Source organism: Streptomyces sp. NBC_00775 (assembly GCF_036347135.1).
Lineage (GTDB): Bacteria > Actinomycetota > Actinomycetes > Streptomycetales > Streptomycetaceae > Streptomyces > Streptomyces lutosisoli.
This window is the reverse complement of record NZ_CP108938.1, coordinates 3,006,482-3,019,059: the sequence shown is the minus strand read 5'-3', so window position 1 is coordinate 3,019,059 and position 12,578 is coordinate 3,006,482. Positions and strand designations below refer to the sequence as shown.

General features: G+C 70.6%; 17 protein-coding genes and 1 pseudogene. 14 read left to right on the top strand and 4 right to left on the bottom strand.

What is annotated here, in order from left to right; genetic code table 11:
* Positions 1-5 precede the first annotated feature (5 nt).
* The gene (locus OIC96_RS13365; RefSeq protein ID WP_330307613.1) at positions 6-752 is read right to left on the bottom strand and encodes a DUF6879 family protein; all 747 of its coding nucleotides are present in this window, start codon (positions 750-752) and stop codon (positions 6-8) included.
* Positions 753-924: 172 nt separating this feature from the next.
* Between OIC96_RS13365 and OIC96_RS13360 the strand changes: the two genes are divergently transcribed.
* From OIC96_RS13360 to OIC96_RS13305, 12 genes and pseudogenes are all read left to right on the top strand, one after another.
* Positions 925-1,125, top strand: a complete 201-nt coding sequence (locus tag OIC96_RS13360) for a hypothetical protein (RefSeq protein WP_330307614.1) — start codon at positions 925-927, stop codon at positions 1,123-1,125.
* Positions 1,122-1,358 carry a hypothetical protein gene (locus OIC96_RS13355; protein WP_330307615.1) on the top strand — a complete coding sequence of 79 codons (237 nt, stop codon included), beginning with the start codon at positions 1,122-1,124 and terminating at the stop codon, positions 1,356-1,358. Before OIC96_RS13360 ends, OIC96_RS13355 begins: the two co-directional genes overlap by 4 nt.
* Before the next feature lie 373 nt (positions 1,359-1,731).
* Positions 1,732-1,929, top strand: a complete 198-nt coding sequence (locus tag OIC96_RS13350) for a hypothetical protein (RefSeq protein WP_330307616.1) — start codon at positions 1,732-1,734, stop codon at positions 1,927-1,929.
* 335 nt (positions 1,930-2,264) lie between these two features.
* Positions 2,265-2,687 (top strand): alpha/beta fold hydrolase, encoded by a 423-nt coding sequence (locus OIC96_RS13345; RefSeq protein WP_330307617.1) that lies wholly within the window; start codon positions 2,265-2,267, stop codon positions 2,685-2,687.
* A gap of 132 nt (positions 2,688-2,819) precedes the next feature.
* Positions 2,820-3,083: pseudogene (locus OIC96_RS13340) on the top strand (cupin domain-containing protein); the annotation flags it as partial.
* A 237-nt stretch (positions 3,084-3,320) separates the two neighbouring features.
* Positions 3,321-3,701 carry a sortase-dependent protein gene (locus tag OIC96_RS13335; protein ID WP_330310303.1) on the top strand — a complete coding sequence of 127 codons (381 nt, stop codon included), beginning with the start codon at positions 3,321-3,323 and terminating at the stop codon, positions 3,699-3,701.
* The gene (locus OIC96_RS13330; protein ID WP_330307618.1) at positions 3,698-4,321 is read left to right on the top strand and encodes a class F sortase; all 624 of its coding nucleotides are present in this window, start codon (positions 3,698-3,700) and stop codon (positions 4,319-4,321) included. Before OIC96_RS13335 ends, OIC96_RS13330 begins: the two co-directional genes overlap by 4 nt.
* Before the next feature lie 123 nt (positions 4,322-4,444).
* Positions 4,445-4,936 carry an RNA polymerase sigma factor gene (locus OIC96_RS13325; protein ID WP_330307619.1) on the top strand — a complete coding sequence of 164 codons (492 nt, stop codon included), beginning with the start codon at positions 4,445-4,447 and terminating at the stop codon, positions 4,934-4,936.
* A complete protein-coding gene (locus OIC96_RS13320; protein WP_330307620.1) occupies positions 4,920-5,342 on the top strand; it encodes a hypothetical protein in 423 nt (140 codons plus the stop codon). The genes OIC96_RS13325 and OIC96_RS13320 overlap by 17 nt, the downstream gene beginning before the upstream one ends.
* Positions 5,343-5,450: 108 nt before the next feature.
* Complete coding sequence (locus tag OIC96_RS13315; RefSeq protein ID WP_330307621.1) at positions 5,451-6,275, top strand: SGNH/GDSL hydrolase family protein; 825 nt, start codon at positions 5,451-5,453, stop codon at positions 6,273-6,275.
* Between the two features lie 24 nt (positions 6,276-6,299).
* Positions 6,300-6,881, top strand: a complete 582-nt coding sequence (locus OIC96_RS13310; protein ID WP_330307622.1) for a PadR family transcriptional regulator — start codon at positions 6,300-6,302, stop codon at positions 6,879-6,881.
* 201 nt (positions 6,882-7,082) lie between these two features.
* A complete protein-coding gene (locus OIC96_RS13305) occupies positions 7,083-7,610 on the top strand; it encodes a hypothetical protein (RefSeq protein WP_330307623.1) in 528 nt (175 codons plus the stop codon).
* Here OIC96_RS13305 and OIC96_RS13300 read toward each other — a convergent pair.
* Positions 7,603-8,766 (bottom strand): serine hydrolase domain-containing protein, encoded by a 1,164-nt coding sequence (locus tag OIC96_RS13300; protein WP_330307624.1) that lies wholly within the window; start codon positions 8,764-8,766, stop codon positions 7,603-7,605. The two genes, OIC96_RS13305 and OIC96_RS13300, sit on opposite strands and share 8 nt — an antisense overlap.
* A gap of 243 nt (positions 8,767-9,009) precedes the next feature.
* Here OIC96_RS13300 and OIC96_RS13295 point away from each other — a divergent pair, with 243 nt between their 5' ends.
* Positions 9,010-10,713 (top strand): sigma-70 family RNA polymerase sigma factor, encoded by a 1,704-nt coding sequence (locus tag OIC96_RS13295; protein WP_330307625.1) that lies wholly within the window; start codon positions 9,010-9,012, stop codon positions 10,711-10,713.
* Here the strand turns inward: OIC96_RS13295 and OIC96_RS13290 are convergent.
* Entirely contained in the window at positions 10,695-11,051 is a 357-nt protein-coding gene (locus OIC96_RS13290; protein ID WP_330307626.1) for a winged helix-turn-helix transcriptional regulator, read from the bottom strand. The genes OIC96_RS13295 and OIC96_RS13290 overlap by 19 nt on opposite strands.
* A gap of 69 nt (positions 11,052-11,120) precedes the next feature.
* Here OIC96_RS13290 and OIC96_RS13285 point away from each other — a divergent pair, with 69 nt between their 5' ends.
* Positions 11,121-11,762 (top strand): NADPH-dependent F420 reductase, encoded by a 642-nt coding sequence (locus tag OIC96_RS13285; protein ID WP_330307627.1) that lies wholly within the window; start codon positions 11,121-11,123, stop codon positions 11,760-11,762.
* A 110-nt stretch (positions 11,763-11,872) separates the two neighbouring features.
* Here the strand turns inward: OIC96_RS13285 and OIC96_RS13280 are convergent, their stop codons facing one another.
* Complete coding sequence (locus tag OIC96_RS13280; protein WP_330307628.1) at positions 11,873-12,556, bottom strand: glycerophosphodiester phosphodiesterase; 684 nt, start codon at positions 12,554-12,556, stop codon at positions 11,873-11,875.
* Between the last annotated feature and the right edge of the window lie 22 nt (positions 12,557-12,578).

Below are 12,578 nucleotides of genomic sequence, written 5' to 3'. Positions count from 1 at the left end.
GCGCGCTATTCGGTCGGGGCCACCTGCGCGGCGAACTGGTCGAACGGCACAGCGTGGTGCATCGCCGCGTCACGCACGATGGCGTACCGAACGACCTCGGCCGGTTCGGTGATCAGCTCGATGTTCAGCAGGTTGTCGGCGTCGTCGAAGTGCAGCAGGGCGACCAAGCGCGAGTCGAAGATCCAGAAGTCTTCGGCGGGCAGGGTAGCTGCGTCCTCGCGCCACAGGTAACGGATGTCCTCGCCGACAGCCGCGTTGTGCCGGGCGTAGTCGAGCAGGAACAGTTGCTCGGTGGTCGGCGGGTTGTCGGCGACGCGCACACGGCCGACCGTCTTGCCAGCCTCGGTCTGGGCCTTGATGTTGACGAACCAGGGCTCGTTGGGGTCGCAGGGCGAGGAGCCGGTGGCCAAGAACGCCTGAAAGTCGGGGTCCTGTCGGTCCGACGCGTAACCGCGTCGCGTCTCCAGCCGCCAGGCGGTGTGCTTGAAGGTCTTGAAGAGGAGCCGGAAGGTGTCCCGGTCGACCAGTTCCGGCACCCGCTCCATCTTCTTCGGTCCCCAGTTCACGAGCAGTTCGCGCGGCACGGCCACCGCTGCCTCGTCCGCCCCGAAGTGCTGGAGCTGTGCGAGGTCTCCGGCGTCGGTGACCGGCGTGCCCTGGACGATGATCTCGCCGGTGCCCTCGTCCGTGTGCAGGGCGGGGCAGCCGTCGACCTTGCTGTCTGTGCCGGTGAAGCGCAACTGACGAGCCATGGACGCTCTCCCTTCCAGGGGGTTGATCCAATCAGCATGGACGGGGCTCCACCTCGGCACTACGGGGTGAGGCAGGGCGTAGGAGAAAACACCAGCAATCTGAATCACTCATCGAGCAAATTCGAGAAAACAGTATATCGCCCGCCAACCCCCCACTTCTAGCGTCCCGTTCATGGCTACGAAGAAACCAGACATCGACCCCCACGCGGCGGTGGAGTCCCTGCGAGCAGCTCTGACCGAGAACGGAATCGTCTTCCCCTCCCTGAGTGTCGAACTCGCGTCCCCTGACCTGAAGCTCGTTGAGCTGGGGCGTGTGCGTGCCGACGTGGCCGAACGCCTGGCCCGAGCGCTTCAGCGAGGGGGCCCCGAGTGACGACACACGAGAAACCAGCAACGATGCTCAGCCACGGCGAGCTGCCGTACCCGGCGGGAACACTCGTCGAGGACACGATCTCTGAGCGAACCGGCCACCTGATTGGCGTGATCGAGGAGCGGCTCAAGGAGTCGGGCAGGCTCGTCAGCCAACAGGCGTTCATGCGTCCGGAGGGTGGCGGGATCGAATGGGACGTTCCGCTGGACCGCGTCCGCCCTGTCGACCCAAGCTGATCCGACCGACTCACAGCCCCACCCCAACTCGACAGGGGTGGGGCTCAGTTGTGTTTCCCGACTTCGTTTGCAGCGCCCGTGATATCTTGCTTGACGAGTAGTAGTCGTACGCAATGTGCGGCGAAGCACACTCAGGAAGAAGCTGACTGGTACACCTCACGGCAACCGTGACGTGTAACCCGCACGGCGTGAGTCAGTTACCTAGGGCTTGTTGGCCCAGAAGTCTTGAATGTTTACTCTGGTGGGCAACGGCCTGCCAGCACCGAGAACATTTGCGCACACGTCGGCGCGGGTGTCTCGGTCCGAACCGTAGGGTTCGGATCGAGGCTGCCTGCGCACCCGATCCGACCCATGACAGGGAAGGTCAGGATCGGTGGACGGCGCAGCCATCCTCTTCATTCTCGCCATCGCTGGCGTGGCTTCGATCTGCCTCTTCGCTCTGAAGGGGCTACTCGACCAGGTCCCGGACGTGATCGACTCCGCCGGGAAGGCGCGCGACGCGTGGCACCGCTTCAAGAAGCCCGAGGTCTCACCCCGGACGGACGACGAGGAGCCGCCCGCTGCCGCGTAGGCCCGTCCTGGGGTCTCCGTCGCTCTCCCGGGACACGAGAGACCGCCCCGGGTACTCGGGCCCGGAGCGGTCTTCTGTGCGGCGGGATGGCCGTCCGTGGGCTCAGGCGGCGATAGCCACCCGGAACCGGATCGGAGCCAGGACGGTGCGCCCGGAAAGAGGTGTGGGCGAACCTCTCGTGCTGCTGCAGGGCCGGCCGCAGACGTGGCGGAAATGGCGGTACATGCTGCGGCCCTCGCCGACCTGGGGTACACCGTCGTGCTCCCGACCTGTGCGGTACGGGCGGTTCGGCGGTCACGGAGGCCGGCTACGACAAGGACAACCAGGCACGCGACGTGCACGTGCTGCTCCAGGCCCTGGGGCTGACCGGTCCGTTCGTTGCCCTGGAACAGCAACTCCGGTGCCTCGGGGGTCATGAAGAGCCCGAAGTGGAAGAGGCCGCCCGACGCCGGGTCCATGATCTCTTCGAGACCGTATCCAGGGACGGCCAGGGCGACCAGGGCCAGCTCGTGCACCTGCTCGGGGTACAGACGGGCGTAGGAGAAGGCGACCAAGCCGCCGATGTCGTGCCCGACCATGCGTACCGGATGCCCGTACTGGCCGTCGGTGGCGAACACGGCGTCGGGAGCTACCTGGCCGACAGCCTGACCTCTGTCGCACCCCACGTCATGGGGGCGGTGATCGCCGACAGCGGTCACTACATCCCCGACGAGCGCCCCGAAGCCCTCCTCGCCACGCTCGCCCCGTTCCTGCCCTAGTCGAACGTAAGGATCCGCATCATGACCATGGCATACCTGGCCCAACCCGAGCAGCAGTAGACACTCGAGTGGCTGGACGGCGGTAAGTTCTCCGTCCTCCTCGACAGCCAGGCCACGAACGGGCAGCTCACCGTGGGAAGGTCCGCGGTCGGCAAGGGTGAGGCGCCGCCCTTCCATATGCACACCCGCGAGGACGAGATATTCATGCTGATCAAGGGCGAGGCGTTGCTCTGGCTCGGCGAGGAGCGGATGGAGCTGTCCGAAGGCGGCATCGTCTACCTGCCCAAGAACATTCCGCACGGCTACCGCATCACCTCGGACACCGCCGACCTCCTGATGATCACCACCCCGGGCGGCATCGAGGGGATGTTCCAGCAGGCCGGGCGTGATGTCACCACCCCCCGGCCCAAGGACTTCGTCGTCACGCCCGAGAGGCTGGCCGAAGTCGCCGACGCCTACGGACAGGTCATCCTCGGCCCGCCGTGCCGAGTCACACGCGAGGCGTCAGTATCGGCTTCCGGCGGCTTTGCCATCTCTTTACAACCCGCTCCGCCGCTCCCTCGTCTCTCCGCTCGATCCCTAACCCAGCCCGCCGGGTCACCGGGCGGGCGGACCGACGAAAGAGAGCGATTCATGCGCCGAACTGTCCTCAGCGCCATGGCACTCGCGTGCACCGCCGCGCTGGCGAGCACGGTGCCCGCGTACGCCGACGGGGCGACCCCGAGTCCGGCCGCCACGAGCCGCCCGACCTCCACCACCGCCCCGTCTCCGGTCCCGAGCGCCACCACCGCCCCGTCCGCGGCCCCGTCCGCGGTCCCGAGCGCCGCACCGACCCGGGCCCCGGGCAGCCAGGTCTCCGTCGTGCCGAGCGGAGCGCCCGACACCGGTGTGGCGTCGACGGCTACGCGGTCCGGAGCCGACGGCGGGCTGATCGGCGGGGGTGCCGCCGCGGCGTTCGCCGCCGGCGGTGCGGCGGTGTTTCTCGTACGTCGTCGTCGGGCGACCGGGGAATGACCTCGCCCTCCAGGCGTGCCTTCGCCGTCGCGGCGACGGCCGCGTTGGCCTCGTCGCTGGTGGGTTGCGGCGGCCACGCGGCCGGCGGCCGGGTCGGTACCGCACGTTCCGGGAGCACGCCGGCGCCTTCGCGGTCCTCCGCCAAGGCGGCGCATGCGCTGGGGCGTTCGGTCCCGGTCAGGCTGCGGATCCCGGCGATCGGGGTCGACACCCCGGTCATCCAGCTGGGGCTGGCCCCGGACGGCAGCGTGCAGGTCCCCCCGATCACGGCGCACGACCGTGCGGGCTGGTACCGGCACTCGCCGACGCCGGGGCAGACCGGCCCGTCGGTGATCCTCGCCCATGTCACGGTCGGCGCTTACGGGGACGGGGTCTTCCGTCACCTCGCGCGGCTGCGCAAGGGCGACCGGATCACGACACGCCTGGAGAACGGCACGACGGCGGAGTTCGCCGTCAACGCCGTACGGACGGTCGCCAAGGCGGACTTCCCGGCGGACGAGGTCTACGGGAACGTGGACCGTCCGGAGCTGCGTCTCATCACCTGCGGCGGCCCTCGTACCGGTGACGGCTACCTCGACAACGTGATCGTCTTCGCCGCGCTCAGCTCCGCGAGCCCCTGACCCACCCTCAGGACCCCGGGGATCCCGGGCCGATGGAACGTACGCCGACGGCCCGGGATCTTCCCCCACGAGTGCCCTCACGGCAGTGCCCGCACGGCACTGGCATCACGACGATGGAGAGTGTTGAAACGGTCCCGCGAGACGGCAGCGTCCGAGCTGTTCGCCGCCCTCTACCCGCGCCTCGCCGGCTGGTGCCGCCGGCTGGTCGACGACGACGAGACGGCGCATGAGATCGCCTCGGAGGCGTTCACCCGGCTCTGGGCCCGCTGGACATCCGTGGCGGAGCCCCGGGGGTTCCTCTACGTCACCGCCGCCAACCTCGTCCGGGACCACTGGCGGGGGCTCGAACGCGAACGCAGAGCCGTGCGCCGTGCCACCACCGAAGAAGCGGTCCGCCCGCCGACCGAGCAGGCCGACCCGTCGGTACGGCTGCTCGTGCAGTCGCTGCCGGAACGACTGCGCGTTCCGATCCTGCTGCACTACTACGCTGACATGCCGATCCGGGAGGTGTCCGCGCTGACCGGGCGCAAGGAAGGAACCATCAAGGCCGACCTCCACGCGGCCCGCGAACTGCTCCGCGCCCATCTGGGGAGAAGCCTTGATCACACACTCTGACGACGGTCCGGAGTTCGAACCCGACGACCCTCTCGCCGTCATCCTGCGACCCACCTCCGACTACCTCGGCCCACCCGCCGGCCGATACGAAGCGATCCGCCGCGGCGCGGCCCGCCGCCGGCTGCTCCGCACCGCGGCCGGGGTCGGCCTGACCTGCGCCGTCGCCGCCCTCGTCGCGCTGCCGCTCCGCCTGGCGACACCCGAGGCACCCACGTCTCCCGCGGTCCCCCTCGCCCCGCCGCCCGCGAGCAGTCCTTCGGCCCCGCCCTCCCCGTCGGCGTCGGCGTCCCCCGGGCCCGTCAGCCCCCGCCCCACCAGGGCGACCCCGACCAGGCCTCCGACCAGCACCACCGTGCCCACCCGTGAGCCGTCGGCGACACCGAGCGCGCGATCCGTCGAGCCGTAGGACTCCGGACCGGCCCAGGGTGATGGGCCTCATATACAACAATGCGAATAGGGGAGTAGTTTCCTATCCACCACGTTGGGCAAGTTGAGATGGGGAGGCGGTCGGACCGTGACGGTCAACGCATACCTTCGGTACGTCGCCCTGGGCGACAGCCAGACCGAAGGGCTGGGCGACGGCGACGACCTCCACGGTCTGCGGGGGTGCGCGGACCGGCTCGCCGAGCAGATCGCGCGGGACAGCCCGGACGTCCGGTACGCCAATCTCGCCATACGGGGGCGGCTCGCCGGACAGGTGCGTGCCGAACAGCTCGCCCCGGCTCTCGCGCTGCGGCCGGACCTCGCCACGGTCGTCGCCGGGGTCAACGACCTGCTGCGGCCCCGTGTCGACCTGGACGAGGTGGTCGGCCATCTGGAGGCGATGTACGCCGCGCTCACCGCACAGGGCGCCGTCGTGGTGACGCTCACCTTCCCGGACATGGGCCGGATCACCCCGCTGGCGCGACCGGTCGCCCACCGGGTCTTCGCGCTCAACGACCGCGTCCGGGAAGCGGCCGGGCGCCACGGCGCGGTGGTGGTCGAAGCCTCCCAGCACCCCGTGATGACCGATCCCCGGCTGTGGAGCGCCGACCGGTTGCACGCCAGTCCGCTCGGCCATGCCCGCATCGCGGCCGCGGTCGCCGACGCGCTCGGCCTGCCGGGCAGCGACGACAGCTGGACGCTGCCCCTGCCTCCCGACACGGAGGCGCGCCATGGCCTGCGGGCCGTCGGTGCCGAACTGCGCTGGGCCGGCTCGTTCCTGGGGCCCTGGCTCGCCCGTCGGGTGCGCGGCCGGTCGTCCGGCGACGGCCGAAGGGCCAAGCGGCCCGCTCTGCTCCCGGTGACCACGCTCGCCGACCACGGTGAGAGGCCGCCGAATGGTCGTCTCCTTGACTAATCAACCTGGTGTTAGGTTGGGAAAATGGCTCTGCGCAACGCGGTGATGGCCGCGCTTCTGGAGGGTGAGGCGTCCGGGTACGACCTCGCGAAGGGGTTCGAGGCCTCCGTCGCCAACTTCTGGATGGCCACGCCCCAGCAGATCTACCGGGAGCTGGAGCGCATGGAGAGCGACGGGCTCGTCTCCGCTCGCGTCGTGCAGCAGGAGCGCCGGCCCAACAAACGGCTGTTCTCGCTCACCGACGCCGGGCTCGACGCGATGCGTGCCTACACCGCCGAAGTCCCCAGCAGGCCGACGGCGATCCGGGACGAGCTGATGGTCAAGGTGCAGTGCGTCGACATCGGCGACGTCGAGGCCGTCCGGGCCGGGGTCGCCGAGCGAGTGGAGCGGTCCACCGCCAAACTGGCCCGCTACCGGCGCGCGCAGGAGCGCATGCTCGCCGGACGCACCGAGGAGGAGTACCTCTCCACCGTCGAGCGCATCGGCCCCTACCTCACCCTGCTCGGCGGCATGGCCCTGGAGCAGGCGAATCTCAAGTGGGGCGAGACGGCCCTGAAGCGGCTCGCACAGCGTGCCGAGACCCTGGGCGCCTCGGCACGCGGCTGAGCTCCACCGACCCCTGGCGTTCCTGTCGTTCTTGGCGTTCCTGCCCGAGGGGCGGTTCGCCCAGGCGGTGTTCCAGCACACCTTGCCCGCGGCCGTCGCATGCAGCGGCAGCCGCTCGCCGCTCACCAGGCCGTAACCCCGTGCGGTGGGCTGGCCGGATACAGTTTTGAACATGTTCAAGTCTGGGCGTACGCTCCGGTCATGAGCGAGAGAGCCGCCCTGCTGAAGGGCATTCGCGCGTGGCTGGTCCTGTTCGTCGTCTGCCTGGTGCTCAGCGGCGCCACGGCCTTCCCCCTGGTGCACGAACTGCGCTGGACCGAGGACCTGTTGCGGTCCCTGTCCGTGCCCGAGCACCTGCCCGCCCTGATGGACTGGATCGAGCACGTACGCCACGGGCTCGACGCCGCCGACGCCGACTATCCCTTCGTGCTGTACGGCACGGACTGGCTGGCGTTCGCACATCTCGTGATCGCGGTCGCCTTCTACGGGCCGTACCGCGATCCGGTCCGCAACATCTGGGTCGTCGAGTTCGCCATGATCGCCTGCGCCGGCATCATCCCGCTCGCGCTCGTCTGCGGGCCGATCCGCGGGATTCCCTTCTGGTGGACCGTCGTCGACATGTCCTTCGGGATCTTCGGGGTGATCCCCCTGTACGTCGTACGGAAGAGGATCAAGCGTCTGGAGGCGCTCACCCCGTATCCCGGCGCCGCTCCGGTTCCCGCTACTTGAGCGCCGCCATCGCGATCCGCTGGGCGACCGGGTTCATCGACTCGCCCTTCGCGTCGGTGGTGTTGATCGAGTAGACGAGGGTGCGGGACAGGTCACGGGTGGCCGCGACGACCGAGCTGTAGCCGTACCGGGCACCGGACTTGAGCCAGTAGACCTTCCCTCCGTACTCGAAGCGCTGGAGCCCGGCGCTCATGTCGGCGCCGTCGATGCCCGAGGGCACGGTGAACATCTCCTCCAGCTGCGGTCCGGGAACCAGATCGCCCCGGAAGAGATGGGTGATCAGCCGTTCCAAGTCCGCCGTCGTGGAGATCATGTCGCCCGCCGCCCAGCGGTCCGCCTGGTTCCAGTCGGTGACGTCGACGAACTTCGTCGTCCCGTCGGCCTGCTTCACCGCCTGGTAGCCGTGGTTGTGCGGTCCGTGGATGCGCGGGTCGGTACCGGGGAAGTACGAGTCGCGCATCCCGGCGGGCCGGAAGATCCGGTGCTCCGCCTCCTGCGCGTACGAGTGCCCGGTCACCTTCTCGATCAGCATGCCGAGGATCGTGTAGTTGATGTTCAGGTAGTCCTGCTGCTTGCCCGGGCAGAACTCCGGGCCCTTCGCCACCGCCGAGGCGACGACCTCCTTCGGCGTGAGAGTGTCGAAGCGGTGGGCGTACGCGTCCTCGAAGGCGTCGCCGAAGCCGTCGCCCGCCTGGATCCCGCTGGTGTGGTTCAGCAACTGCCGTACGGTGATGGGCTTGAAGGCGGTCGACAGCAGTCCGGGCAGGTAGTGCTGCACGGGCGTGCTCAGACCGACCTTGCCCTCCGCCGCGAGCTGGAGCACGACCGCCGCGGTGACCACCTTGGTGGTGGAACCGGCACGGAAACGGGCGTTCGGGTCGGCCTTCGCGCCGCTCATCAGATCGTGCACGCCCGCGCTGCCGCGCCAGCTGCCGTCAGTGCCCCCGACCCGTACCAGCGCGGCGGTCGCGTCCGCGTCCGGGAGCCCGGCGAGCGCGGCGCGCAGGGCCTCGGCGTCGGGTCCGGTCGTCCGCGCGGCCACCGCGGCCTTCTGGGCGGACGGCGAGGCGAACGCCGGTGCGCTCAGCACCGGCCCGGCGGCGAGACCGAGGGCGAGGGTGGCGACGAGGGCAACTGCGGGGCGGCGTACGGCCATTGAGCACTCCTGGGATCAGTTGATCGCTTGAATCGAATGAATCGAAAGACCGGTGTGCCGGTCGAAGTCGATGTTCATCCTCCGGCCGTACGAGATCGCCGGGATCGTCACTGGGGAGGGCGCCGTCCCCGGCATCGGCGCAAGGGTCGCCCCTAGGGGGCCGCGAAAAACTGTTATCGCCGAGGGGCCCCCGCCGTCTCCGAAGGTGAACCGTCCTGCGATACGGCCCCGTGCGCCACGGAGATGGCGGAGAAGGTACGTTCCGAGGGCGAAGCGACCATGGAGAGGACGTACGTGGACGGGCGGGAGTGGCGCTCCACCATCGCGGCCGCACAGGCCGGCGACCGGCGCGCGCTCGACGAACTGGTCGCGGGCTGGCTGCCCCTCGTCTACAACATCGTCGGCCGCGCCCTGAACGGCCACGCGGACGTCGACGACGTCGTGCAGGAGACCATGCTGCGCGCCGTCGACAACCTCGGCTCGCTGCGCGATCCGGACAGTTTCCGGTCCTGGCTGGTCGCCATCGCGATGCGGCAGATACGCGACCGGGCGCGCCGCCGGACCTCCGAGACGCTCGACGACGGCGCGGGCGAACAGGCGGCCGACTTCGCCGAACTGACGGTGCTGCGGCTCCAGTTGGAGGGGCAGCGGCGCGAGGTCGCGGAGGCGGTGCGCTGGCTCGACGACGAGGACCGCCAACTGCTGTCGCTGTGGTGGCTGGAGGTCGCCGGCGAGCTCACCCGGCGCGAACTGGCGGCGGCCGTCGGCATCAGCCGGCAGCACACCGCCGTCCGCGTCCAGCGCATGAAGGAACGCCTGGAGACCGCGCGCGGCATCGTCCGGGCGCTCGACTCGTCCTGCCCGGACCTGCCCGAGGTGACCGCCCGCTGGTCCGGGCGCCCCGACTCGGTGTGGCGCAAACGCCTGGCCCGCCACATCAGGGGCTGCGCCTCCTGCTCAGGGGCGCGCGAGGCGGTCGTACCCGCCGAACGGCTCCTCGTCGGGATCGCGCTCGTCCCGGTGCCGGTCGGCTTCACGCTCTCGCTGGCCCTGGGGGGCAAGACGGCGGCGGCCGCGACCGGCGTCGGATGGTCCGCCAAGGTGATCAGCGCCCTCACCAAGCCCGCCGTGGCGATGACGGCCGGCGCGACGATCGTGGCCGGCGGCGCCTACGTCGTGACGCGGACCCCGGACAAGCCGCCCGCGCGGGCAGCCGTCGCGCCCACGGCGGCGAGTACGGCCCGTCCCCCTTCGCGCACCCCGGCAGCCTCACCGTCCGCCTCGCCCTCGCCCTCACCGTCGCCGACGAGGACCGACGTGTACGGCACGGTCGTCGATGCCGTCGACCGGGCTCCGGATCCGGACGCGCGGCCCGGTGCCCTGCCGCACCGGACCGAGTCCGGGATCACCAGCACCGGCGGCGCGAAGGCCGTGATGCAGCACCGCGGAGACGGTGTGACCCTCAGCGGCAAGGGATACGTCCTGGTGCGCTGGCAGATCTCGCCGAAGTCCCGGCCCGGGGCGCTGGTCATGCCGGCCTGGACCCGCCTTGAGGGGAAGCTCTTCCACGTGGCGTCGGGTGGTGGCCGCCGCATGGACGACGCCCTCGCGGGGAGCCCCGACGGCTACGCCACCGGCATGGGCGGGCCGGACATCGGATACGCCGTACTGCCGTCCGGCACCCAGCAGATGTGGCAGAACGAGTACTTCTACCTCGACGGCACCGTCACCCTCACCGTGAACGAACGGGGCGCCGACTACGGCCTGATCGTCTTTCCGTCGAGCTGGGACGAGGCGGACAAGGACGTCGCGACCGGCCCGGCCCAGGGCGCCATCCGCTACGGCCTGGTCCGCGACAACGGCAAGGACACGGCCCCGGTACCGCAGTACCTGACGCGCGCCACGCCCACCGACCCGGCGACGGTCGCTCAACGCTCCCGCGTGTAGCGCTCCTGCGCGGCCATGACCTCGTCGCCGTGCTCGAAGGCCCAGGCACCGAAGGCGCCGATGGGGTCGAGCAACGACCGCCCGAGCCCGGTGAGTTCGTACTCGACCCGAGGCGGCGAACCGCCGTACGCCCGCCGCAGAACGAGCCCGTTGAACTCCAGCCGCCGCAGCGTCTCGGTCAGCACCTTCTGGCTGATGCCGCCGATGAGCTCGCGCAGCTCACCGTGGCGCACCGGGCCGTGCCGCAAGGCCCACAGCACAACGGAGTTCCAGGTGTTGGCCAGCAGATCGAAGGCGAGCCGGGCCCGGCAGTCCGCGAGGAAGTCTTCGGTCGTCACGTACCGAATGGTGCCCGAGCGGATTCCTACTGTCGTCCTGGATCCGGCGACAGAAGGGATACGAGGCTGATGAGGATCGGGATTCTCGGTACGGGGAGCATGGCGGACGCGCTCGGCACACGGTGGGCGCGCGCGGGTCACGAAGTCCGCGTGGGCGGGCGGGACGTGGAACGCGCGGCCCGGCTCGCCGGGCGGTTCGGCGGACGCGGTGGCGATCTGCGGGCGGCGGCCGAGTTCGGCGTGGACGCGGTGCTGCTCGCGCTGCCGTACGCGGCCGTTGCCGAGGTCGTCGCGAGGCTCCGGGGCGCCCTGCACGACCGGGTGCTGATCGACTGCGTCAATCCGGTGGGCCCGGGATTCGTCCTGGAGACGGCGGGAGGCAGGTCCGCGGCCGAACGGCTCGCGGCCGCCGCCCCCGACGCGCAGGTGGTCAAGGCCTTCAACCTCTGCCACGAGGACGTCTGGCGGCTGACCCCACCGGTCTTCGACGGCCGCCCGCTCGCGGTCCCGCTGTGCGGCGACGACGAGGACGCGCTCGACGTCGTACGGCGACTCGTGCGCGACCTGGGCTGCGAGCCCCTCAACGCGGGGGAGCTGGCCCGGGCGGGACTGCTGGAGGCGACGGCGGCGCTGCTGATCGGCCTGTGGGTGGGGGAGGGGGCGGATGCCCAGGCGATCGCCCCGCCGAGGGAGTTCGCGGGCGAGCGCTGATGCCCGCAGTCGCTGGGCCACTCCTCGGAGCGCTGCTCGGGCCGGCACAGGGTCCTGCCGTCAGGGTCCTGCCGTCCAGGTGACGCGAGAACGCCGTACCGTCGCCCGAGTCAGCCCTTGCGCAGGGCGCACAGCGCGTCGATGCGATTCGTGGTGATCGAGTCGACGCCCATGTCCAGGAGGCGCCGCATGGAGCGGCGGGTGTCCGGGGTCCACACGGACAGCAGGTAGCCATCGCGGTGGACGCGGGCGGCGAGCTCGCGGTCGACCAGCCCGAAGCGGTAGTTGAGCCACCGCGGCCGCACGGCTTCGAGCAGCGCCGGCCGCGGTGGCGCGACGCTCGTCCAGGTCAGCGCGATCTCCGCGGCGGGGTCGGCGGCTCGCACCGCCAGCATGGCCGGGGCGCCCGCGCAGTAGTACACGCGCTCTTCCGCCCCGCACTCGCGGATGACGTCGACGATCCGGCGTACGGCCCTGCCGTCGGGTTCGCCCGGCAGGTCGACCATGATCCGGCTGTCCTCGGTCTCCTTGAGGGCCTCGACCAGCGTGGGTACCCCGCCGGCCGTGAGCCCGCGCACCTCGTCCGAGGAGAGCGAGCGCAGCGGCCGGTCCCGCTCCCAGAGCCGCTTCAGCGTCTCGTCGTGCAGCAGCACGGGCACGCCGTCACGGGTCAGTCGTACGTCGATCTCGACCGCGTCCGCGCCCAGTTGGAGCGCGGAACGCAGCGAGTCGATCGTGTTCTCGCGGACACGATAGGGGGCGCCGCGATGGGCGACGGCGGTCACGATGCGCATGCCGCCCATTGTGGTGGTGCGA